Source organism: Curtobacterium sp. PhB137 (genome assembly GCF_003814955.1).
Taxonomy (GTDB): domain Bacteria; phylum Actinomycetota; class Actinomycetes; order Actinomycetales; family Microbacteriaceae; genus Curtobacterium.
This window is the reverse complement of the sequence record NZ_RKQO01000006.1, coordinates 264061-286700: the sequence shown is the minus strand read 5'-3', so window position 1 is coordinate 286700 and position 22640 is coordinate 264061. Positions and strand designations below refer to the sequence as shown.

Annotated in this window: 19 protein-coding genes; 11 read left to right on the top strand and 8 right to left on the bottom strand. The window is 71.1% G+C overall.

Annotated elements, in window-relative coordinates; translation table 11 throughout:
- Nucleotides 1-41: 41 nt before the first annotated feature.
- Nucleotides 42-737: an SGNH/GDSL hydrolase family protein gene (locus EDF28_RS10995; RefSeq protein WP_185094215.1), complete on the top strand. Its 696-nt coding sequence runs from the start codon at nt 42-44 to the stop codon at nt 735-737.
- A gap of 43 nt (nt 738-780) precedes the next feature.
- On the opposite strand, the gene EDF28_RS10990 is transcribed toward EDF28_RS10995, so the two are convergent.
- The 5 genes from EDF28_RS10990 to EDF28_RS10975 all read right to left on the bottom strand — a co-directional run bounded on the left by EDF28_RS10990 (nt 781) and on the right by EDF28_RS10975 (nt 7680).
- Nucleotides 781-1848: a glycosyltransferase gene (locus tag EDF28_RS10990; RefSeq protein ID WP_123938296.1), complete on the bottom strand. Its 1068-nt coding sequence runs from the start codon at nt 1846-1848 to the stop codon at nt 781-783.
- Between the two features lie 41 nt (nt 1849-1889).
- A complete protein-coding gene (locus EDF28_RS19250) occupies nt 1890-2045 on the bottom strand; it encodes a hypothetical protein (protein ID WP_165900991.1) in 156 nt (51 codons plus the stop codon).
- A gap of 102 nt (nt 2046-2147) precedes the next feature.
- Nucleotides 2148-4793, bottom strand: a complete 2646-nt coding sequence (locus tag EDF28_RS10985) for a glycosyltransferase (protein ID WP_185094214.1) — start codon at nt 4791-4793, stop codon at nt 2148-2150.
- Nucleotides 4793-6271 (bottom strand): glycosyltransferase family 2 protein, encoded by a 1479-nt coding sequence (locus EDF28_RS10980; protein ID WP_123938294.1) that lies wholly within the window; start codon nt 6269-6271, stop codon nt 4793-4795. Before EDF28_RS10980 ends, EDF28_RS10985 begins: the two co-directional genes overlap by 1 nt.
- Nucleotides 6268-7680 (bottom strand): hypothetical protein, encoded by a 1413-nt coding sequence (locus tag EDF28_RS10975; protein WP_123938293.1) that lies wholly within the window; start codon nt 7678-7680, stop codon nt 6268-6270. Before EDF28_RS10975 ends, EDF28_RS10980 begins: the two co-directional genes overlap by 4 nt.
- A 52-nt stretch (nt 7681-7732) precedes the next feature.
- On the opposite strand from EDF28_RS10975, the gene hisD reads away from it, so the two are divergent.
- The 3 genes from hisD to EDF28_RS10960 are packed head-to-tail and all read left to right on the top strand — an operon-like array spanning nt 7733 to nt 10648.
- Nucleotides 7733-9040 carry a histidinol dehydrogenase gene (hisD, locus tag EDF28_RS10970; RefSeq protein ID WP_123292487.1) on the top strand — a complete coding sequence of 436 codons (1308 nt, stop codon included), beginning with the start codon at nt 7733-7735 and terminating at the stop codon, nt 9038-9040.
- 13 nt (nt 9041-9053) lie between these two features.
- Nucleotides 9054-9575, top strand: coding sequence for a transcriptional regulator NrdR (nrdR, locus tag EDF28_RS10965; protein WP_123938292.1), 522 nt, complete (start codon nt 9054-9056; stop codon nt 9573-9575).
- Nucleotides 9572-10648, top strand: a complete 1077-nt coding sequence (locus tag EDF28_RS10960; protein ID WP_123938291.1) for a quinone-dependent dihydroorotate dehydrogenase — start codon at nt 9572-9574, stop codon at nt 10646-10648. The genes nrdR and EDF28_RS10960 overlap by 4 nt, the downstream gene beginning before the upstream one ends.
- Before the next feature lie 410 nt (nt 10649-11058).
- Here EDF28_RS10960 and EDF28_RS10955 read toward each other — a convergent pair whose 3' ends face one another.
- Nucleotides 11059-11634: a DUF3043 domain-containing protein gene (locus EDF28_RS10955; protein ID WP_260154877.1), complete on the bottom strand. Its 576-nt coding sequence runs from the start codon at nt 11632-11634 to the stop codon at nt 11059-11061.
- Nucleotides 11635-11687: 53 nt separating this feature from the next.
- Between EDF28_RS10955 and EDF28_RS10950 the strand changes: the two genes are divergently transcribed.
- From EDF28_RS10950 to EDF28_RS10925, 6 genes are all read left to right on the top strand, one after another.
- Entirely contained in the window at nt 11688-13115 is a 1428-nt protein-coding gene (locus tag EDF28_RS10950) for a dipeptidase (RefSeq protein WP_123938290.1), read from the top strand.
- A 58-nt stretch (nt 13116-13173) separates the two neighbouring features.
- Entirely contained in the window at nt 13174-13545 is a 372-nt protein-coding gene (locus EDF28_RS10945) for an iron-sulfur cluster assembly accessory protein (RefSeq protein WP_111085771.1), read from the top strand.
- A gap of 268 nt (nt 13546-13813) precedes the next feature.
- Nucleotides 13814-14716, top strand: a complete 903-nt coding sequence (gene coxB, locus EDF28_RS10940) for a cytochrome c oxidase subunit II (protein WP_111085770.1) — start codon at nt 13814-13816, stop codon at nt 14714-14716.
- 11 nt (nt 14717-14727) lie between these two features.
- Nucleotides 14728-16464 carry a cytochrome c oxidase subunit I gene (ctaD, locus tag EDF28_RS10935; protein WP_173168381.1) on the top strand — a complete coding sequence of 579 codons (1737 nt, stop codon included), beginning with the start codon at nt 14728-14730 and terminating at the stop codon, nt 16462-16464.
- Nucleotides 16465-16468: 4 nt separating this feature from the next.
- Nucleotides 16469-16885: a cytochrome c oxidase subunit 4 gene (locus tag EDF28_RS10930; protein ID WP_111085768.1), complete on the top strand. Its 417-nt coding sequence runs from the start codon at nt 16469-16471 to the stop codon at nt 16883-16885.
- A 233-nt stretch (nt 16886-17118) separates the two neighbouring features.
- The gene (locus EDF28_RS10925) at nt 17119-18492 is read left to right on the top strand and encodes a glucose-6-phosphate dehydrogenase (RefSeq protein ID WP_123938289.1); all 1374 of its coding nucleotides are present in this window, start codon (nt 17119-17121) and stop codon (nt 18490-18492) included.
- Between the two features lie 102 nt (nt 18493-18594).
- Here the strand turns inward: EDF28_RS10925 and EDF28_RS10920 are convergent, their stop codons facing one another.
- Nucleotides 18595-20526: a glycoside hydrolase family 15 protein gene (locus EDF28_RS10920; protein WP_123938288.1), complete on the bottom strand. Its 1932-nt coding sequence runs from the start codon at nt 20524-20526 to the stop codon at nt 18595-18597.
- A 97-nt stretch (nt 20527-20623) separates the two neighbouring features.
- Entirely contained in the window at nt 20624-21688 is a 1065-nt protein-coding gene (locus EDF28_RS10915; protein WP_111085765.1) for an App1 family protein, read from the bottom strand.
- Nucleotides 21689-21944: 256 nt separating this feature from the next.
- Here EDF28_RS10915 and EDF28_RS10910 point away from each other — a divergent pair, with 256 nt between their 5' ends.
- Complete coding sequence (locus tag EDF28_RS10910; protein WP_248703474.1) at nt 21945-22475, top strand: TetR/AcrR family transcriptional regulator; 531 nt, start codon at nt 21945-21947, stop codon at nt 22473-22475.
- Nucleotides 22476-22640: the final 165 nt, after the last annotated feature.

Genomic DNA, 22640 nt, shown 5'->3' with positions numbered 1-22640 from the left:
CAATGTGCGGCCCATGGCGCGCATCGTCGAGAATGGGGGACATGCGCCGTTCCGTACCCGTCGTCGTGGCCGTGCTGGTGGTGGCCTTCGTCGTGGCGGCGCTCGCCTGGGTGAGCGCCGAGTCGCTCCGCGACACCGAGTCGACCCTGATCGCGGCCGACGCTTCACCGTCGGCGCCGCTCCGGGTGGCGGTCGTCGGGGATTCGCTTAGCGCCGGGCACTCGCCGTTCCTCGGCAACGGATTCGATGAGGACTCCTGGATGACGTACGCCGTGGGCGACGGGATCCAGTTCGCAGGCGGGTGGGCACGGGCCGGCGCGACGCCGGAGCAGATGGCCGACGCCGTCCGCCCCGTCGAGCGCGTCGACGTGCTCGTCGTCCTGGCGGGCACCAACGCCGTGCTGCACGGGGAGACGGTCGCCGACACGGCCGACTCCTACGACCGCATCGCCGAGGTCATCCACCCCGATCGCGTCCTCGTCGCGGCGATCCCGCCGTATCGGGCACATGCGGCCGAGGCCCTCGCCTACAACCGCGACCTCCGCGTTCTCACACGGGAGCGGGGCTGGACGTGGGTGGATCCGTGGACCGCGGCGCGCGATGGGGACGCCTGGGCGCCGGGTTTCAGCGCCGACGGTATCCACCCGGCCGGGCCACAGCAGTACGCGGTGCTCGGTCACGCGTTCCGCCAGCTCATCCTCGAGCACCGACCGTCAACAGCGCTGGCGGACTCCTGACGAGTGGCGCGCTCGCCGAGGAGCATGCCCCCCCGCCCGACGCTCAGCCCCGGACCCGCTCCAGCAGCTCCGCGTACGCTCGCGACCGCCTGAACGGCGCGAGCCGTCGGCTGAACACGTCCGCTCCCACCGCCGCCGCCGGACCCATCAACAGCGAGGCGAGAGACGATCCCGGAGTGAGCGACGATGCCGCGTCCGACGGATCGAACCACCGGACCCATTCCTCGCCCCCGAACTCCGCACGCAGGTACGGCTCGTCCGGTAGCACGGCCGGCACCTCGAACGACGCGGCGAGGTGCAGTGCGCCGGAGTTGAGGACGCGGCGGTAGGGGAACACCGCGAGGTCGGCCGCCCGAAACCACCGCTGCACGTCCACGTCCTCTACGTGGTCGTGCTCGCGCACAGCACGGACGTCGTCGCCGAGCAGCGAATCGATGACGGCGCGGTCCTCGTCGGAGGTCCTGCCGGCGAGGAGCAGAACCGGACGCTCAGCGGGGGCGAGCGCACGGACGGCTTCGACCAGGACGTCGATGCCCTTGTACGGGCGCATCTGGCCGAAGGCGAGGACGGCGTGGTCGAGGTCAGTGAGTCCGAGCGACGCACGCGCTTCCTCGCGCGACACCGAGTCCGGGTACACGCCCTGGTAGCTCGGGTGCGGGAGGTGCACGACCTTCGCCGGGTCGAGCTCGTAGTACGAGGACACGGCCGTGGGTGTGTCCCTGTTCATCACGTGGACGACGTCTGCGGCGCCGGCCAGGTAGCGGTTCAGGTCGAGTTCGAGCTCGAGGTGCCGTGCATCGTGGGGGAGGACGTTGTGGATGGTCCAGACGAGACGTGCTCCGCGCGTGCGCGCCGCGTCGACGGCGGCGCGGAAGCGATCGAGCCGCGCCTGCGCTTCGTCGAGGTCGTCGTCGTGTCGCTGCACGATCGGGGACGTCCAGTGCATGTGGAAGACGTCGCCGGTACCGAGCCGGCCGAGGTGCTGCTCGAGCTGCTCCAGACGCAGGCTCTCGAGGACGATCCAGCCGCGTGCCCGCGGGGCCAGCAGCATGAGGTTGAGGTACGGGTTGTCGCGGTAGGCAGGGAACACCGCAAGGAGGCGATCGGGCACCGACCGATCCTACGGGGACTCGGCCGGAGAGCGGGGTGGCGTCAGTCGAGCGTGGCGACGATGTACTCGGCCTCGTGCAGGACCGAGCAGAACGCCTGGCCCTCGTGGTCGAGCGCATCGCGCTTCAGGATGACTGCACCGCACACCGAGCACTTGGTCGTGAAGGTCGACCGCACGACGTCTGAGATGAGCGACATACGGCACATGCTGCGCGCCGAAGGTGAACAACGGGGAGCGATCGCCTCGGAAGCGGGTGAACGACCCCGAAGAATGTGCCTGGGAGGCGACGAAGCCTCGGGTCAGAGCGTCCGGACGACCTGCTCGACACCGGCACCGGCCGGCACGACCTCGGCGAAGTCCCCGCCCGCCACGACCTGCCCCGCCGCGAGCCACACGACGTTCCGCGCGCCGGGCTGCGGCACGAACGACGAGACGTCCGACCTTGTGCCGCCGCCGACCAGCACCGTGACGTCGTCGAGTCCGCTCGACCCCCGGTACCACGACGTCGGAACATCGACCTGCACGGCGTGCCCGACCGCCTCGAGCGCCGTCACCAGCGCGGTGACGTCTGCCATCCGAGTCCCGTCGTGCTTCACCGCGACCCGGAGACCGACAGCACCGGGACCGCCGGCAGCACCAGCAGCACCGGCAGCTCCAGCGAGGTCCCTGACGACGATCGGCCGCGACGACCGCACCATCACGGCGTGCCCCTTCGGCAGCCCCGGCTCGACACCGAGCCACCGCAGCCCGGCCGCCTCGTAGTGTGCTCCAGCGTCCGCTGCCGGGTACCGCCCACGCCAGCGCTCGTCGAACACCCGCCGGTTGTCGACCCGGGCGTCGTCGCGACCGGGGGTGCGGCTCTCGTGGTGCACGACGACCGATGACGGCACCACGGCGAACGCCGAGCCGTCCGGCGACGCATCGAGGGCCCGCAGGCACAGGTCGACGTCCTCGAGCCCGTTCGCGAACACCGGGTCGAACCCGTGCCAGCGGATCAGGTCGACGGCCCGGAACGCAGCGGCAGCAGCAGTGATCGCCGAGAAGCGGCGACCACCGGCAGCACCCAGCCGGGCGGCGTCGGTCCCGGCACCCGCCAACGCCCGCGAAGCATCGTGCCGCGGGTGGTCGCCGAGGAAGTGCCAGGGCAGCACCTTGTCCCCGCCGAACACCGTGCCCGCTGCCTGCACGACCCCGTCCGGGTACACGAGCAGCGGTTGCGCGCCGAGCACGGACGGGTCGTCCAGCGCGGAGACCAGCGGCCGCAGCCACCCGGTCGTGACCTCGGTGTCGTTGTTGAGCATGACGACGGTGCCGCCGGTGGACCGGGCCAGGCCGAGGTCGCTGCCCAGCCCGAAGTTCCGGTTCCGGTCCTCGCGCTGCAGCAGGACCCGCGGCTCGTCGCCGAACCAGGCGCCGAGCACGGCCGAGACCGAGCGCGGTGAGCCGTTGTCGACCAGGACCACCTCGACCCGGTCGCCCTCGTGGTCGGCGGCGTGCAGCACGGCGTCCACGGCGCGCCGGGTCATCGTCCAGTCGCGGAACACCGGCACGACGACGGAGACGAGTCCGGCGTCGCGCGCCGGTGCTGCCTCGGCAAGGGCGTCCCAGTCGATGCGGTGGCGGGCGAGCGCGACCTCCTGCCACGAGGCGGGCTGGGCGGAGGAGACCCGCCGCGGGTCGCGGACGTTGTCGTAGTCGACACCGATCACGGGTACGTACGCGGGCACGCCGGAGCGCTTCCCGATGCGCAGCAGCCACTCCCAGTCGATCCAGCGGCGCAGGGTCTCGTCGAACGGGCCGACGGCAGCGGCGACGTCACGACGGACGACGAGCGCGTTCAGGTCGATGAAGTTGCCGGCGAGCAGGTCGTCGAGCGTGCCGTCCTCGCCGCGGTACGTCTCGGCGGGGGCGGTGGAGTCGTCGGCGTTGTTCGCGCCGATCATCCGGACGCCGGTGTGCACGCCGGGGCCGTCCGTCTCGAGCAGCCCGGCGAGTGCGGCGGACAGGTGCTCGGGTCGCCAGGTGTTGTCGGCGTCGAGGAACGCGACGAAGTCGCCGCGCACCGCCGCGAGTCCGGTGTTGCGCGCGGCTCCCGCCCCGCCGTTCTCCCGCTCGACCAGGCGGACGCGCGGTTCGTCGGCGGCGATCCGGCGCACGACCTCGGCGGTCTCGTCACCGGATCCGTCGTCGACGACGAGGAGCTCCCAGTTCGCGTGCTGCTGCGCGCGCACCGAGGCGATCGCCGCACCGACGACGTCGGCGCGCCGGTACACCGGCATCACGATCGACACGAGCGGTTGCTCCGCGTCGCGTCGCGCGACACCGCGCGGGTACCGGCCGAGCGCCTCGGCGACGTCGGGCCCGTCCCACGTGGCCCGGTAGCGGCGCCGGGTCCGGTGCTGCGCGTCGGCGAAGGCGCGGGCAGCGGAGACGGCTGCGTCGCGTGCGGCGCCCCAGGTCGGTGCGTGGCCACGGCGGCCGGGAGGCACGGGGAGCGTGGTCGCGTCGGTCGCGTTCCGCAGGAAGTCGCGGAGCGCATCGAGCGTGGACGCCGGGCGGTCGGCTTCCGGCACCGAGGCGGCGTACACGCCGGCGTCGAAGAGCGGTCCGGTCTGGAAGAGCTCCGGGCCCTCCTGGTGCAGGGCGTCGTACCAGGACATCGCCGGGACGGGCTGGTGCTCGCGCATCCACTCGTGCTCGATCAGCGGGTGCAGCGAGAGTCCTCGCTGCCCGTCGTTGTGCACGTAGAACGCGATGGCGTCGGCGTCGCTGTCGAACGTCCGTCCGGTCTGGGCCTCGAAGTACGCGCGGTCGAGCACACCGAACTCGGCGATCCGCCGGGCCCAGCGGTCGAGCCGGTCCGTGACGGTCAACGGCTTCTCGGGGCCACGGAACGGGCGCGCCAGGCGTCGCGCGACGCGGCCGAGGCCCTTCGCCTCGGCCATCAGCGGCGACCCGGCAGCCGTGCGGCGACCTTGGCGATCGCCTGGCCGGTGCGGAACGAGCGGCTCGCGCGCAGGTCGTCGAGCTCGCGGCGGAGCCGGGTGACCTCGTCGGAGGCGTTCCCCGCCGCGACCTCGGCGGCGGTGAGGTCGAGGGGGAGGAGCGCTGCCCATCGGCTCTCGAGGGCCTCGGAGCGCGACGCGAGCGGCGCGGTCAGGCGACGGTCGAGTTGCTCGCGCGCCGCGACGAGTCCGCCGCGGGTCGTGGCGACGACGTGCGGGTCCAGCAGCACGGCGACCTGGTCGGCTCCGGCTCGGTGCGCCGGGGACGACCACGGCAGCGTGGTCGGCGCGGACCGCACGACGACGAGCTCCAGCGACCGCCGGTTGGCGGCGACGACCTCGGCGGGTGTGGGGTCCACGAGGACCGTGACGGTGACGAGGTCGTCCGGGTTCGGGGCGTCGGAGGTGACCGTCCACCCACCGGGGGCCGCCGTGCCGGGGGCGAGCCGGGCCTCCAGGTCGAAGCCGTCCGCGAAGGCCGCGTCGATCTCGCGGACCAGGCCACCGGCGTCCTCGACGTGCCGCAGGTCGACGGCGAGGCGGGGCGGGGGACCCGCGGGGACCAGCGCGTCGGCGAAGCGCTCCGTCGCCGTCGAGCCGTGCCGCTGGTAGGCGGCGACGGCGTCCGGCAGGAACGGGTAGCGGCGCTCGAGTTCGCGCTGGTGCGCAGCGCGGAGGGCGTTGCGGTTGCCCGAGAAGCTCTTGCCACCGGCGTGCAGGACCAGGGCACGGTTGGCGATCCGCGACGTCCAGCCGTGCTCGGCGAGGCGCAGGCAGTAGTCGTTCTCCTCGCCGTACCCGGGGGCGAAGGCGTCGTCGAACAACCCGTGCTCGGTGATCAGCTCGCGGCGGGTGAGGAAGCAGAAGCCCATCGCGACGGGCAGGACCTGCGAGATCGGCAGGAGCGGGGCGATCGCTCCCCAGACGGCCCGCGTGCGCTCCTCGGTGCGTGCTGCACCCCGGTTGGTCAGGCGGTACGGGATGCTCGCGATCGTGGCGTTGTCGCTCCGTGACGTGACGACACCGGTGCGGTCCTCGTCGAGCACGTCGAGCATGGCGTCCAGGAAGCCCGCGGTGGGCACGGCGTCGCTGTTGAGCAGCAGGACGGCCTCTCCGGTGTCGCCGGTGCCGGTGTCGCCGGTGCCGGTGCCGGTGCCGCGGTCGAGCTCGAGGACGGCGCGGTTGCACGTGCCGACGAACCCGAGGTTGCGGTCGTTGCGCTCGTACCGGAACCCCGGCCGACCGTCGATCCGCTCGAGCAGGGCGCGTTCGATCGCGTCGGCGTCAGGGCCGCAGTCGTTGACGAGCAGCACCCGGTGCACGGACGTGTCGAGGTGCTCGACGAGTCCGTCCACGCAGCGCAGCAGGGACTCGAGGTCTCCGTAGACGGGGACGACGACGAGGGTGGTGCGGGTCATCGGGCGGGCTCCTCGTGGTCGTGCTGGTCGTCGTGGCTGTCGCGGCTGTCGCGGCTGTCGCGACTGTCGTGCTCGAGCGCGTTCGCGAGTGCGTCGACGGCTGCGTCGAGCGGACCGCCGAGCGCGTGCTCGGCGAGCGGGGCGAAGCCGGTGGGGCCCTCGGCCGCGGCGCGGCGGACGGCGTCGGCGACGGCCAGGCCGAGCGACCGGGCGTCGGCGGGCACGGCCGTCAGGTTGGGGTGCAGGTGCGCACGGGTGCCGCGGAACTCGTTCGTGACCACGCGGGCGCCGGAGATCGCACCGTCGAACGGCGGGTGGCTCGGGTGCGGACTGTGCTGGAGCGAGAGCACGACGTTGGTCGAGGCGATGAAGCGGAAGTAGTCGTCCCAGGGCATCGTGCCGTGGCTCACGAGCTTGACGTCGCCCCTGCCGCCGTCGAGCTCGACGTCGCCGTGCTGCTCGCCGGCCGAGTGGAACTCCACCCGGATCCCGTCGGCCGCGAGCTCCTGCACCGCGACGCGCAGGGCGGCGACACCGAGCCGGAACAGGTTGCGGTGCTTGCTCGGGCGGCCGTAGAACAGCACCCGGACGACGTCCTCGTGCCGTCGGGCCGTGGCGACGCGTTCGAGCAGCTCCACGTCGAGGTGCGGTGCGAAGGTCCGCTCCGCCGGCACGTCCAGGTCCTCGACGTCGGCCAGGTACTTCCGCAGGGGCTCCGAGTTGACGAGCACCCGGAAGCCGGCACGGTAGGTCGAGGCGGCGACGGCGTACTCGGTCGACCACGGGCTGAAGCCGGGCTCGTAGTCCTGCACCAGGTACACCACCCGGTCGCGCGGGACGACCCCGGCGGTCACGGCGACGTCGATCGGGTGCGCGGTCTTCCAGTGCGTGGCGATCCAGACGTCGTCGCGGCCGAACTCGGTGTCCAGGACGTCCTCGCGTCGGACCACGCGGACCCCCGGGCGGCCGTCGACCCGCGACTCTGGGAACCGGTCCGCCACGAGCGCCTCGGCCGCGGCCGCACTGTTGCCGGGCGTGGTCCAGCGGACCATGACGACCCGGACCGACCGGCCCAGGCGTGCGCCGAGCGCGATCGCGACGGCCAGCGCCGTCTGCACCCCGGCGAACGCCGCGCCCTCGCGGAGCTCGTCGACGACGAGCACGACCTCGGGCTCCCGGTCGACCGTCCGGATGCCCGCCAGGGCGAGGCTCGTCTCGACCAGCCCCTCGAACGGTCGGGCAGCCAGTGGTGCGCGGTCACGCTCGCGCCGGGCCACGCCGACGTCCACGCGGGACACCGTGCGCCCGAGTCGTTCGCGGACGTCGTTGCGGTAGTGGCCGTCCCGCGCGTACCGCTCGTTCACCCGGACGAGGTCGCTGACGAGGCGCCGTGCCTTCTCGAAGTTCATCGACCCTCACGTTACTGGGCGTGGGGGAGCACCTCGGTAGGCTTGTCCCCTGATGATGCAGCGAATCGACCTCCGTGGCGGCCTGCCCGCCCGTGCCGAACTCCTCCGACTCATGCCGCGCGCCGTGGGTGACGTCTCGCACGCGGTCGACGCCGCCCGCGAGCTGGTCGAGGACGTCCGACACCGCGGAGCGGACGCACTGCACGACCAGGCCGAACGCTTCGACGGCGGCGCCCCGGCGAACGTCCGGGTGCCGGTCGCCGAGATCGCAGCAGCCGTGGCCGGGCTGACCCCCGAACTACGGGAAGCGCTCGACGAAGCCATCCTCCGCGTCCGCGCCGCCAGCGCCGCACAGGTGCCGGCCGGCTCCGTCACCACGCTTGCCGACGGCGCCGAGGTGCACCAGCGCTGGCAGCCGATGCGCCGCGTCGGCCTCTACGTGCCCGGCGGCAAGGCCGTCTACCCGTCGAGCGTCGTCATGAACGTCGTGCCCGCACAGGTCGCCGGGGTCAGGTCGATCGCACTCGTGTCCCCGCCGCAGCGCGACCACGGCGGTGCGGTCCACCCGACGATCCTGGCCGCGGCCGGACTGCTCGGCATCGACGAGGTCTACGCGATGGGCGGTGCCGGGGCGATCGGCGCGCTGGCGTACGGCGTCCCCGCGATCGACCTCGAGCCCGTCGACCTGGTCACCGGTCCTGGCAACAACTACGTCGCCGCCGCGAAGCGCCTGGTGCGCGGTGTCGTCGGCATCGACGCCGAGGCCGGCGCGACCGAGATCCTCGTGATCGCCGACGAGACAGCCGACCCCGGGTTCGTCGCCGCCGACCTCATCAGCCAGGCCGAGCACGACGAGCAGGCCGGCAGTGTGCTGGTGACGACGTCGGCGACGTTCGCCGATGCGGTCGAAGCCGCCATCCCGGAACGCACGGCGGTGCTCGGGACGGCTGCGCGCCTCCAGACCGCCCTGGACGGACCGCAGTCCGCGATCGTGCTGGTGGACTCGCTCGCCGACGCCGCGACCGTGAGCAACGCGTACGGGCCGGAGCACCTCGAGATCCAGACGGCCGACGACGACGCGGTGCTCGCCGACATCGACGCCGCCGGAGCGGTGTTCGTCGGGCCGAGCACGCCCGTCAGCCTGGGGGACTACCTGGCCGGGTCGAACCACGTGCTGCCCACCGGCGGCCAGGCGCGCTTCGGTTCCGGGCTGTCCGCGTCGACGTTCCTGCGGCCGCAGCAGGTCATCCGGTACTCGGCGTCGGCGCTCGACGAGGTCGCCGCGCACATCGTCGCGCTGTCGACCGAGGAGCAGCTCCCCGCGCACGGCGCCGCCGTGACGGAGCGCACGAACCGATAGCCTGGGCGACGACATGTTCTGCCCTTTCTGCCGCCACCCGGACTCCCGCGTCGTCGACTCACGGACGAGCGACGACGGAACCTCCATCCGCCGCCGTCGACAGTGCCCGAACTGCGGACGACGCTTCTCGACCACCGAGACCGCGTCGCTCAACGTCGTCAAGCGCAACGGCGTCACCGAACCCTTCAGCCGCGACAAGATCGTCTCCGGCGTGCGCAAGGCCTGCCAGGGGCGCCCGGTCACCGACGGCGACCTGGCCGTGCTCGCGCAGCGGGTCGAGGAGACCGTCCGGTCGTCCGGTTCGAGCCAGATCGACGCGAACGACATCGGCCTCGCGATCCTCGCGCCGCTCCGTGAGCTGGACGAGGTCGCGTACCTGCGGTTCGCCAGCGTGTACCAGGCGTTCGACTCGCTCGAGGACTTCGAGGACGCCATCAGCCAGCTCCGCCGTGACCACCACGCTGCGGGCGCGGCGTCGGGTGCCGCCGGTTCGCCTGCGGGTGCCGCCGGTTCGTCGGCCGGTGCCGGCGCGTGAGCGGCGTCGCGGAAGGCCTGGTCCGCTCCGGGTACGCCGTCGTCTTCCGGTCGGTCTTCGCCAAGATGGATCCCGAGCGGGCGCACCACCTTGCGTTCGCCGTCATCAAGGCGCTGCCGCACGTGCCGTTCGTGGGCGGTCTGGTCGAGCGGTACTCCCGCCCGGCAGCTGCTGACGGCATCACGACGATGGGCATCCACTTCCCGTCGCGCTTCGGCCTCGCCGCCGGGTTCGACAAGGACGCCCGCGGCATCGGCGGTCTCGGCCTGCTCGGCTTCGGTCACGTCGAGGTCGGCACGATCACGGCGAAGCCCCAGCCCGGCAACGAGCGTCCGCGCCTGTTCCGTCTCATCGAGGACCGCGCCCTCATCAACCGGATGGGCTTCAACAACCACGGCGCCGGTGCTGCTGCCCGACGGCTCGAGCGCGCCCGACGCAACCCGGGTCGCCCGGTCATCGGCGTGAACATCGGCAAGAGCCGGGTCGTCGCCGTCGAGGACGCCATCGACGACTACCTCGAGTCGACACGACGCCTCGCGCCGTTCGCCGACTACCTGGCGGTCAACGTCAGCTCCCCGAACACGCCCGGCCTGCGCGGCCTGCAGGAACTCGACCAGCTCCGACCGCTGCTGTCCGCCGTCCGCGACGCCGCCGGCGACACGCCCGTGCTGGTGAAGATCGCGCCGGACCTGACCGACGAGCAGGTCGACGCCATCGCCGGCCTCGCGGTGTCGCTCGGGCTGTCGGGCATCATCGCCAACAACACGACGATCTCCCGTGAGGGGCTCACCGCGGACCCGGCCGACGTCGAAGCCATGGGTGCCGGGGGACTCTCCGGCGCTCCGGTCGCCGCGCGTTCGCTCGAGGTGCTGCGTCGGGTCCGTGCCGCGGTGCCCGCCGAGTTCTGCGTCATCGCCGTCGGCGGGGTGACGACCGAGCAGGACGTGCAGGACCGCATCGACGCCGGTGCCACCCTGGTGCAGGGCTACACGGCGTTCCTCTACGAGGGGCCGAGCTGGGCCACGCGCATCAACCGCTTGCGTAGCAAGCGGCTGCGCCGCGCCGCGCGCTGAGCGCGGGCGGGCGTCCCGTCCGTCCCGTCCTGCCCGCGCGTCCCGCCCGGCGCGTCCCGCCCGGCGCCCTCCAGGTTCCGAAATCTCGGCATCTCGCGTCCCTCAGCGGCCGTCTGTGGAACCTCGGCGGCGTGCATGCGGCGAGTCGTGGAACCTCGCCGACCACCCATGGGACGGGAGGCCCGGTGCGATCCCGTCACGGGCCTCCCGTCCGCCGGTGCGTGGCCACGCCCGGCCGCGGCCGCTGAGTGTCCGAGATCTCGGAACCTCGGCGCGCGGGCGGGCCGTCTGTGGAACCTCGGCGACGCGCATGCGGCGAGTCGTGGAACGTCGCCGACCGCCCCTCGCACGCCAGACGACGAAGCGCCGCCCGGCGAGGCCGGACGGCGCTTCGGACAGCGACCCTGGGGTCAGAGGGCGGGGTACTGCCCGCGCTTGACCTGGGGCTTCGGCAGGCGCAGGAACCGCAGCTGCCACGCGCGCGTCAGGATGTAGAGGAACGTGCCGCGCTGCATCTCGCCGAACTTGGTGGTGAGCTTGCGACGCATCGACAGCCAGAGGACCACGCAGTCGAGCACGAACAGGGCCACGAACGCCCAGACGAGCAGGAGCGAGTACGAGGCGATCGCGGTCTGCGAGGCGGCGAACCCGACGATCAGGAACAGCACGAGCACCGGCATCATGATCTCGCCGACGTTCCAGCGCGCGTCGATCCAGTTGCGGACGAAGCGACGCTGCTCACCGCGGTCCTTCGCCGGCAGGTAGCGCTCCTCGCCGTTGGCCATGCCGACGCGGGCACGCTCGCGGTCGGAGTTGAGACGCGCGCGGGCGGCCTTCTTGTCGACCGGCGTGTTGCCGACGAGGGGGCGGCGGTTCGCTGCCTCGCGCTCACGGCGGGACGGCGTCGGGCGGCCCTTGCCCTGCTCGAGGAGTTCTTCCTCGGTGGGGTTCACGGTCGTGTTGGTCTTGGGGGCTGCCTTCGCCACGGTGCGTTCCTAACGGCGTTGTGCGTGCGGGATCGTCCTCTAGATTACCGGGCATGACCGACACCGCACAGCCCAGCTCCGCGACCGACCCCGCTCTCCTCGACGCCCTGCGCGAACAGGTGCAGGGTGCACTGCCCACGACGATCGCCGATCTGTCCGCGCTGGTGCGGATCCCGTCGGTGTCGTGGTCGGCGTTCGACGAGTCGCACGTGCTCGCGAGCGCGCGTGCCGTGGCGGACCTGGCGCTGAGCACCGGTGTCTTCGCCGAGGACCAGGTGGAGATCATCCGTTCGGCCATCAGCGACGACGAGCCGCTCGAGCTCGGTCAGCCCGCCGTGCTCGCCGTCCGCCCGGCCCGGAACGGCAAGCCGACCGTCATGCTCTACGCCCACCACGACGTGCAGCCGCAGGGCGACGACGCCCTGTGGGAGACGCCGCCGTTCGAGCCGACCCTCCGCGGTGACCGGCTGTACGGTCGCGGCGCCTCGGACGACAAGGCCGGTGTGATGGCCCACATCGCGTCACTCCGAGCGATCCACGCGCAGTTCGGCGACGACCTCGACCTCGGTGTCGTCCTGTTCGTCGAGGGCGAGGAGGAGTTCGGCTCCCGGTCCTTCCGCACCTTCCTCGCCGACCAGAAGGAGCGCCTGGCAGCCGACGTCATCGTGGTCGCCGACAGTGACAACTGGTCGGTGGACGTGCCGTCGATCACGGTCTCGCTCCGCGGCAACGTCACCTTCAAGCTCACCCTGACGACCCTCGAACACGCCAGCCACAGCGGGATGTTCGGGGGAGCGGCGCCGGACGCCATGATCCCGATGGTCAAGCTGCTCGCGTCGCTGCACGACGACGCCGGTTCGGTCGCCGTCGACGGGCTCACCTCGTACGATGCCGACGTCCCGGCACGGACCGACGACGAGCTCGCCGTGGACGCGGCCCTGGTCGAGGGCGTCCGACCGATCGGAACCGGCGAGGTCCTGTCGCGCATGTGGTTCCAGCCGTCGATCACCGTGACCGGCATGGACGTGCCGAGCGTCGCGAACGCCTCCAACACGCTGCTGCCGACCGTCTCCGCCCGCGTGTCGGTGCGGGTCGCGCCCGGTCAGCCCGCCACGGAGGCGTACGCGGCCGTCGAGCGGCACCTTCGGGCACACGTGCCCTTCGGCGCCCGCCTGGAGATCTCCGAGCCGGACAGCGGCGACGGCTTCCTCGTCGACACGGCCGGCTGGGCCGTCCAGGAGGCCCGCACGGCCATGCGCGAGGGCTGGGGGGCCGAGGCGGTCGAGCAGGGCATCGGCGGCTCGATCCCGTTCGTCTCGGACCTCGCGGCAGAGTTCCCGGAGGCCCAGATCCTGGTCACCGGGGTGGAGGACCCGGACACCCGCGCCCACAGCCCGAACGAGTCGCAGCACCTCGGCGTCCTGCACCGGGCCATCGCGTCCGAGGCGATCCTGCTCGCCAGGCTCGCGACGCGCAGCTGACGGTGCTTACAATCGACGCCAGGCGCGGTGAACCGCACCGCCCGGAGGGAGACGCGCGATGAGCGACACCATCACCACCGACGCACCGGTGACCGAGGCGGCCTCGCACGGCGTCCTCCTGAGCGACGCCGCGGCCGGCAAGGTGGCGAGTCTCCTCGAGCAGGAGGGCCGCGACGACCTGCGCCTGCGCCTCGCCGTCCAGCCCGGGGGATGCTCGGGTCTGATCTACCAGCTGTACTTCGACGAGCGCCTGCTCGACGGTGACGTCACCGCCGAGTTCGACGGGGTCGAGGTCGTCGTCGACAAGATGAGCGTCCCGTACCTCGACGGCGCGACGATCGACTTCGAGGACACCATCCAGAAGCAGGGCTTCACGATCGACAACCCGAACGCGCAGGGCAGCTGCGCGTGTGGTGACAGCTTCCACTGATCACCAGCCGATCCGACACGCGAGCGGGGAGCGACCGACACGGTCGCTCCCCGCTCGCGTTCGTCGCGGGGTGCGGTCGCAGTGTGACCGGGGAAAACGGCCGGTCAGGAGTGCGGATCGCGGCGATGAGCGTGTCGGGTGTGCGCGAGCGGTACCGAGCTGCGAGTAAGCTAGGAGTGTTCCAATCAAGCTGGGAGCCAGCCAAGTGTCGCCTTCGTGCGGCTCGGCGGGTTCGGCTCCGGGCTCACGTCTTTTGCGAGAGGTAACAGTGCGTTCGAATCGCCGTATACGTTGGGCGGCCGTCCCGGTGGCCGTCGGTCTGGTCATCGCACTGGCTGGCTGCACGCAGCAGCAGATGAACGGATGGCTCCCCGGCACGGAGGAGACGAAGGACGTCACCAACCACACGAGCCGCATCGTCGGCCTGTGGACCACCAGCTGGGTGGTGCTCCTCGCCGTCGGTCTCATCGTCTGGGGCCTGATCATCTGGGCCGCCATCGTGTACCGCCGCCGGAAGGGCCAGACCGGCCTGCCCGTGCAGATGCGCTACAACATGCCGCTCGAGATCTTCTACACGATCGTGCCGCTCATCCTCGTGCTGGGCTTCTTCGCCTTCACCGCGAAGGACCAGGCCGCGATCGAGAAGCCGTTCGACGACCCCGACGCCACCGTGCACGTGTACGGCAAGCGCTGGGCGTGGGACTTCAACTACATCAACAAGGACAACCCCGAGGACAGCGTCTACTACCAGGGCATCCAGGCCCAGGAAGAAGAGAACGCCAAGGGCGCCATCGACGAGTCGCAGCTGCCGACCCTCTACCTGCCGCAGGGCAAGAAGGTCGCGATCGAGCTCTCCTCGCGCGACGTCGACCACTCCTTCTGGATCATCGACTTCCTGTACAAGAAGGACATGCTCCCCGGCAAGACGAACTGGGAGTACTTCATCCCGGAGAAGCTCGGGACGTACCAGGGCAAGTGCGCGGAGCTCTGCGGTGAGTACCACTCGCTGATGCTCTTCCAGGTGAAGGTCGTCACGCCGGCGCAGTACCAGGACTACCTCGACACCCTGAAGGACCAGGGCAAGGTCGGGCTCCTCGGCGACGAGTACAACACCAACACGAACGAACCGAACAACAAGGCGCCGGTCGAGGCGTCCAGCGAGAACAAGTAGGGGCTCGTCAGATGACAACGTCTTTCGTCGGCCAACCGACCCAGACTGCTTCGCCGGACTTCCAGGCGTCGAAGGTGGGCCGGAAGGGCAACATCATCGTCCGGTGGATCACCTCCACCGACCACAAGACCATCGGGTACATGTACCTGATCGCGTCGTTCGTCTTCTTCCTGCTCGCGGGTGTGATGGCCCTGGTCATCCGTGCCCAGCTGTTCGAGCCCGGCCTGCACGTGGTCGCGACGAAGGAGCAGTACAACCAGCTCTTCACGATGCACGGCACGATCATGCTGCTGATGTTCGCGACGCCGCTCTTCTCGGGCTTCGCGAACGCGATCATGCCGCTCCAGATCGGTGCTCCCGACGTCGCCTTCCCGCGACTCAACGGCTTCGCGTTCTGGCTCTACCTGTTCGGCTCGCTCATCGCGGTCGGCGGCTTCCTCACCCCGCAGGGTGCGGCCTCGTTCGGCTGGTTCGCCTACGCGCCACTGAGTGACACGACGTTCACACCAGGGCTCGGCGGCACACTCTGGGTCTTCGGACTCGGCATGACCGGCTTCTCGACGATCCTCGGCGCGGTGAACTTCATCACCACCATCATCACGATGCGTGCCCCGGGTCTGACGATGTTCCGCATGTCGATCTTCACGTGGAACACCCTCGTGACGGCGCTGCTCGTCCTGATGGCCTTCCCGGTGCTCGCCACCGCGCTGTTCGGCCTCGGGCTCGACCGGGTGTTCGACGCGCAGATCTTCAACCCGGCCAACGGCGGTGCGCTGCTCTGGCAGCACCTGTTCTGGTTCTTCGGGCACCCCGAGGTGTACATCATCGCGCTGCCGTTCTTCGGCATCGTGTCCGAGGTCTTCCCGGTCTTCAGCCGCAAGCCGATCTTCGGGTACAAGACCCTCGTCTACGCGACCATCGCGATCGCGGCCCTGTCGGTCACGGTCTGGGCGCACCACATGTACGTGACCGGTGGCGTGCTGCTGCCCTGGTTCTCGCTCATGACGATGCTCATCGCGGTCCCGACCGGCGTGAAGATCTTCAACTGGGTCGGCACCATGTGGCGTGGCTCGGTGACGTTCGAGACCCCGCTGCTGTGGGCCGTCGGCTTCCTCATCACGTTCACGTTCGGTGGCCTCACCGGTGTGATCCTGGCGTCGCCGCCGCTCGACTTCCACGTGTCCGACTCGTACTTCGTCGTGGCGCACTTCCACTACGTGGTCTTCGGCACCGTCGTCTTCGCGATGTTCTCCGGCTTCTACTTCTGGTGGCCGAAGTGGACGGGCAAGATGCTCAACGAGCGTCTCGGCAAGATCCACTTCTGGCTCCTGTTCATCGGGTTCCACACCACGTTCCTCATCCAGCACTGGCTGGGCGTCATCGGCATGCCGCGTCGTTACGCGACCTACCTGCCGAACGACGGCTTCACCTGGATGAACCAGCTGTCGACGATCGGCTCGATGATCCTCGCGATCTCGTTCCTCCCGTTCATCTTCAACGTCTACGTGACGGCCCGGAACGCACCGAAGGTCGCCGTGAACGACCCGTGGGGCTACGGCCGCTCGCTCGAGTGGGCCACCAGCTGCCCGCCGCCCCGCCACAACTTCACGTCGATCCCGCGGATCCGTTCCGAGTCCCCGGCCTTCGACCTGAACCACCCCGAGGCAGGTGTGCCGATCGGTGTCGGCCCCGCGAAGGACGCCCCGGATGCCCCGACCTACGACGCCGCGAAGGGCGAGGTGAAGTAAGCCGATGCGCGCGAACACCAACCTGTTCTGGATCCTCTTCGGGTTCTTCATCCTCGCGGACGCCGCGTACACGATCTGGGCGCTGCTCTACTACGGCCACCCGGAGTGGGTCGGCACCGTGGCGATCGGCCTGACCGGCATCATGTCCGCGTTCATCGCCTTCTACCTCGGCAAGGTCATGGCGTCCCAGGGCGGCGTGCTGCCCGAGGACCGCCCCGACGCAAACATCGAGGACGGCGACGCCGAGCTCGGGCACTTCAGCCCGTGGTCGTGGTGGCCCATCCTGCTGGCAGCAGCGGTCGCCGTCTGCTTCCTCGGTGTCGCAGCCGGGCTGTGGATCGTCCCGATCGGACTCGCCCTGGTGGCGGTCACCCTGGTCGGCTGGGTCTACGAGTACTACCGCGGCAACTTCGGGCACTGACCTGACGCTGCAACGCACCTGACACTTCGGGCGGCACCACATCCGGTGCCGCCCGAAGTGCGTCCAGGCGCTGCACGACCACAGCACACGACCCTGCGCTGGCAATGCAGCGCACGACCCGGCGCTGCACACCACAGCGCCCCACGATCTCCGGTCCCCGATCCGGAACAAACGGGCCCGCCCGCGGCTTGACTGGAGCGGACCTCCCACCACAGCGAAAGGAGTCACCTCAGGTGACCGACAAGCGCACCCTCATCATCTTCGGCGCGACGGGCGACCTCGCCTCCCGCCTGCTGCTGCCGGGACTCGGCACGTTCCTGCAGAGCGGTCGAGCGGTTCCCGTCCAGCTCATCGGCACGGGCCGCAGCGCCCGCAGCGAGGAGCAGTGGAAGGACATCGTCACGAAGTCCTTCGCGTCGCAGGACGTCAAGGGACCCGAGGTCGACGCGACGCTCGCGTCGACCCAGTTCATCCAGGGCGACCCCACCGACCCGGAGCACCTCACGGCACTGCTCGAGGCGGCCGAGGCCGAGCCGATCCTCTACTTCGCCCTGCCCCCGCAGATCGCCTCCGACATCTGCGAGGCACTGCAGCAGGTCGAGCTCCCCGCTGGCACCACCCTCGCCTTCGAGAAGCCGTTCGGCACCGACGTCGCGAGCGCCCAGGCCCTCAACGAGACCGTGCTGAAGCTGGTCCCGGAAGAGCGCGTGCACCGCACCGACCACTTCCTCGGACGCACCACGGTCCTGAACATCATCGGTCTGCGCTTCGCGAACCGCCTGTTCGAGCCGATCTGGAACGCGGACAACATCGAGAAGGTCGACGTCTTCTACGACGAGACCCTCGGTCTCGAGAACCGCGCCCAGTACTACGACGAGGCCGGCGCGATGGTCGACATGATCCAGTCGCACCTGCTGCAGATCCTCGGCATCGTGACGATGGACGCCCCGGCGGACATCGACGCGGTCGAGTTCCGCTCGTCCCTGGCCCGGGTGCTCCGTTCGACGCGGCTCAAGGGCGACGACGCGAAGATCGCGTCGCGCCGCGCCGTCTACACGGCCGGCACGATCGACGGCAAGGAGCTGCCGTCGTACCAGGACGAGGACGGCGTCGACAAGTCGCGGAGCACCGAGACGCTCGCCGAGATCTCGGTCGAGGTCGACACGGCCCGCTGGAAGGGCGTCCCGTTCACGCTGCGGTCCGGCAAGGCACTCGGCAACAGCCGGAAAGAGGTCCTGATCACCTTCAAGCCGGTCACGCGCCTGCCCTCCGGCCTGAGCGGTCGCCCGAAGGCGGACACGCTCCGCATCGTCCTGAACCCGGACGAGATCGAGCTGACCGTGTCGGCCAACGGCGGTGGCAACCCGTTCGAGATGGGCCAGGTCACCCTGTCGTCGTCGTTCAGCGACGGCGAGCTGACCCCCTACGGCGAGGTCCTGAACGGCATCTTCCACGACGACCCGCTGCTGTCGATCCGCGGCGACGTGGCCGAGCGCTGCTGGGAGATCGTCGAGCCGGTCGTCAAGGCCTGGAAGGCCGACGAGGTCCCGCTCGAGGAGTACCGCGCCGGTTCGCGCGGCCCGGCGGACTGGGAGTCGTCGTCCTGACGGACGTGACCGTCGCGCCCTGAACGGGCGGAACTGCGGACGGGAGGCACGGAGCCAGCTGGCACCGCGCCTCCCGTCCGTTTCGTGGTCAGGACCACCGCGTCAGGCGGGGGTGCCCGCCCGCTCGCCCTCGCCGGTCCACGAGCGGGTGCCGCCGTCGTGCACGGGCAGCCGCGTGCGGTGCCCGGTCGACGCGCCCCGCGCCCGCGCGATCGCGTCCGACGCGGACACGAGCGTCAGGTGCGACAGCACCTGCGGGGTGTTGCCGACGTGGTGTCCGGTGGCGACGTCGATCTCCTCGGAGAGCATGCCGACGTCGTTGGCGTACCCGACGAGCACGTCCATGAGGCGCTCGGCGTCGTCGATCCGCCCTGAGGCCGCGTACTGCTCGACGAGCCAGAACGAGCACGCCAGGAACGGGTGCTCCGCGCCGGCGAGCCCGTCGAACCCCGACGACGTCCGGTACCGCAGCACGAGACCGTCGGAGCCGGTGGACAGGTCCTGCTCGATGGCGGCGACGGTGCCGGTCATGCGGGCGTCGTGGGCGGAGACGTAGCCGATCTGCGGCAGGACGAGCAGGCTCGCGTCGACCTCGTCGGTGTCGTAGTGCTGCCGGTAGCTGCCGCGTGCAGCGTTCCAGCCGTGCTCCTCGATCTCGGCCCGGACCTGGTTGCGCAGGGTGCGCCAGCGGTCCACGGGCCCTTCGAGACCGAACTCCTCGACCGCAGCGACCCCACGGTCGAACGCGGCCCAGATCATCGCGCGCGAGTGCGTGAAGTGCCGTCGCGGGCCGCGCATCTCCCAGATGCCGTTGTCGGGCTCCTGCCAGTGCTCCTCGACGTAGCCGAGCAGGGCGCGCTGCAGGGCCCACGAGTCGGCGTTCTCCTCGACCCCGAGCTCGCGGGCGTCGTGCAGGGCGGCCAGGACCTCGCCGAACACGTCGCCCTGGTACTGCGTGTACGCGCCGTTGCCGACCCGGACGGGCGTCGAGCCGGCGTACCCGGGCAGGTGCGGGAGCTCCCGTTCCGGCAGTTCGCGCTCCCCGGCGATGCCGTACATGATCTGCACGTCGGCGGGGTCGCCGGCGATGGCGCGGAGCAACCAGCCGCGCCAGTGCGCCGCCTCGTCGCGGTAGCCGTGCGCGATGAGCGAGGCGAGGGCGAGGGAGGCGTCGCGGAGCCAGACGTAGCGGTAGTCCCAGTTGCGTTCGCCGCCCGGGTCCTCCGGCAGGCTCGTGGTCACGGCGGCCACCACCCCGCCGGTCTCGCCGTGGGTCATCGCGCGGAGCAGCAAGAGCGAGCGGCGGGCGGCGTCGGCGTAGCGTCCCTCGGTGCGTGCCGTCGCCATCCAGTCGGTCCACCACGTCACGGTGCGGTGGAGTTCGGCGTCGACGTCGACGGGTTCCGGGGGCTCGCGGTGCGAGGGGTACCAGGTGAGGACGGTGTCGAGCACGTCACCGTCGTGGATCGTCACGGTGGCCGTGTGCCGGTGGTCCGAGGCCCGGAAGCGCGGGCCGCGCACGATGACCGACCCGGGGCCGGCGGTGGCGAGCAGTGCCGGGTCATCGTCGCCGCCGATCTGGCGCACCCACGGCAGCGCGAGGGCGTAGTCGAACCGGATCCGCAGGGTCTGCTGCACCTCGACCGTGCCGCTCAATCCGCGGACACGCCGGACGATGGACGGGCGGTGCGCGCCGACGGGCATGAACTCGGTCACCTCGACGGCACCGTCTGCCGTGGTCCACACCGTCGACAGGACGAGGGTGTCGCCGTGGTACTTCCGGTGCGCCGTCGCCGCGGGGTCGGTCGGTCGGAGCGTCCAGTGCCCGTGGTCCTCGGTGCCGAGCAGCGAGGCGAACGTGGCGGCGCTGTCGAACCGCGGCAGGCACGCCCAGTCGATCGTGCCGTCGCGGCCGACGAGTGCGGCGGTCGAGGTGTCGCCGATGACGGCGTGGTCCTCGATCAGGTTCGGGGGAGTCGCGGGGGGCGCGGGTGCTCGCTCGGTGTCGGCGGTCCGGTCCGTGTCGGTGCTCATGCCCCGATCGAACACCCGGAGGCCGAGCGTCGTGGCCGCGCGGACGGGCCGCCGGCCGTCTGGCGGCCGTGTGCCGTCGGTGTGCCTGAAGCCTCGCTCAGGCCGGGTCGGAGGCGTCCGCCTCGGCGAGCCCGACCCGCGCGAGTTCGGACCAGAGCCCGGCACCGTCGGGTGCGTAGACCCACGGCGCCGAGGTGTCGCGGGAGCGTTCCTGCGCCCGGGAGCGTCCGCCGGCCAGGACCGCCTCGCTCGTGGACAGCTGCCGGATGGCGACGCCCGCGACGTTCTCCGGGTGCTCGCGGGCGAACTCGCCGTACAGCGACTCGTCGTGCTGGCCGTCGTCGCCGACGAGCAGCCACTGCACGTCCGGGAAGTCCTTCGCCAGGCGCCGCAGGTTCTGCTGCTTGTGCAGCTGCCCGCTCCGGAAGAAGCGGTCGTGCGTGGGCCCCCAGTCGGTGAGCAGGAGCGTGCCGGACGGGTACATGTTGCGGGTCAGGAAGCGCTGCAGGGTCGGCGCGACGTTCCAGGCACCGGTGGACAGGTACACGGTCGGGGAGCCGGGGTGCTGCGCCTGCACGCGTTCGTACAGCACGGACATGCCCGGCACGGGGCGGCGGGCGTGCTCGGTGAGGACGAAGGAGTTCCACGCCGCCAGCATCGGACGGGGGAGCGAGGTCACCATGACGGTGTCGTCGATGTCGGACAGCAACCCGAAGCGGGTGTCGGGGTGCACGACGAACACGTCCGCCTCGACGTCGCGCCCGCCGCCGGCCGACAACCGGACGGTGCGCCAGCCCGGCTCGAGGTCGATCGGCACGATGGTGTCGACGACCCCGCCACGGTCGGTCTCGACGACGTGCGAGACCCCACCGGCGGTGACGGTGACCTCGGCGTGGTCGACCGCGACGCTCGTGAAGCTCTTCCACCCGCGGACACCGGCGTACGAGACGTCTGAGGCGAGGCCACGGCGGGTCAGCAGCACGCGGCAGAGGATGCGGACCCATCCGGGAGCGCCGTAGCCGGTGTAGGGGACGACGGTCGGGACCAGGCCACGGCTTCGGGCGCGGTGCTCGCGGAACTCCTGGACGGCGTCCTCGATGCGGGCCGCGCGGTGCAGGAGCGGCTCGGCCAACGACGGCTCGTGGGGCGTCGGGTCGGGCATCGCCCCATCATCCCATGCAGGACCCGGAAGTCCACGTCCCGCGGCACCTGTGGTGAGTCGCAGCCATGTTCCAGCCGGTCTCTGCGAAAATCATCCTCGTCACACCAACGAACCGCGCTGGAGCGCAAGAGGAGAACACGTGCTCGTCACCGAGGTAACGAACGCTCTGCCGGGGGGATCATCACTGCTCAGGAACGAGCCGGTCCAAGCCCGCAGTTCGGCGCGCCTCGCGGGTCTGCTCGACGCTGCTGCCGCGGTGATCGACGAGATCGGGTTCGAGCGACTCACGACCGCGATGGTCGCCGAGCGTGCCGGAGCGTCCATCGGCACCGTCTACCGCTACTTCCCGGACCGCATCGCCGTGGTCGACGCCCTCGCCATCCGCTGCACGCAGCGGCTCGCAGCGCGCTTCGTCGCGGCGCTCGACGCGAGCGGCGCGGAGACCTGGCAGCAGGCCTGCGACGCACTGATCGACGAGACCGCCGAGCTGTACCGCACCGAGCCCGGCTTCCGCGCGATCCGCTTCGGCGACACCGCGGACACCGGCACCGGTGACGCCGAGGACCGCATGGGGGCGCTCGGCGCCGCCGTCGGGCAGATCATGCGCGACCGGTTCGGGCTGCCCGACAACGAGCGCATCGCACGTGCCTGGGTGGTGCTGGCCGAGTCCGGCCACGCCGTGCTGGCGCGGGCGCACCGCGACCGCGAGCACCCCGACACGGCGCTCATCGCCGAGTACCGCACGATGAGCCGTGCCCACATGGAGTCCGTGGTCGCCGCCGGCTGACCGCCGCGGGGTCCCGCACCCATCCGACGACGCCCGTGCTTCCGAACAGGAGGCGCGGGCGTCGTCGTCCGCGCTGGTTCCGTCGTGCGCTCGGTCCGGTCCACGGCGGTGCGCACCTGTCCGGGACGCGCCGCGTGCCGGAACGGGTGAACCGCTGTCGGACCC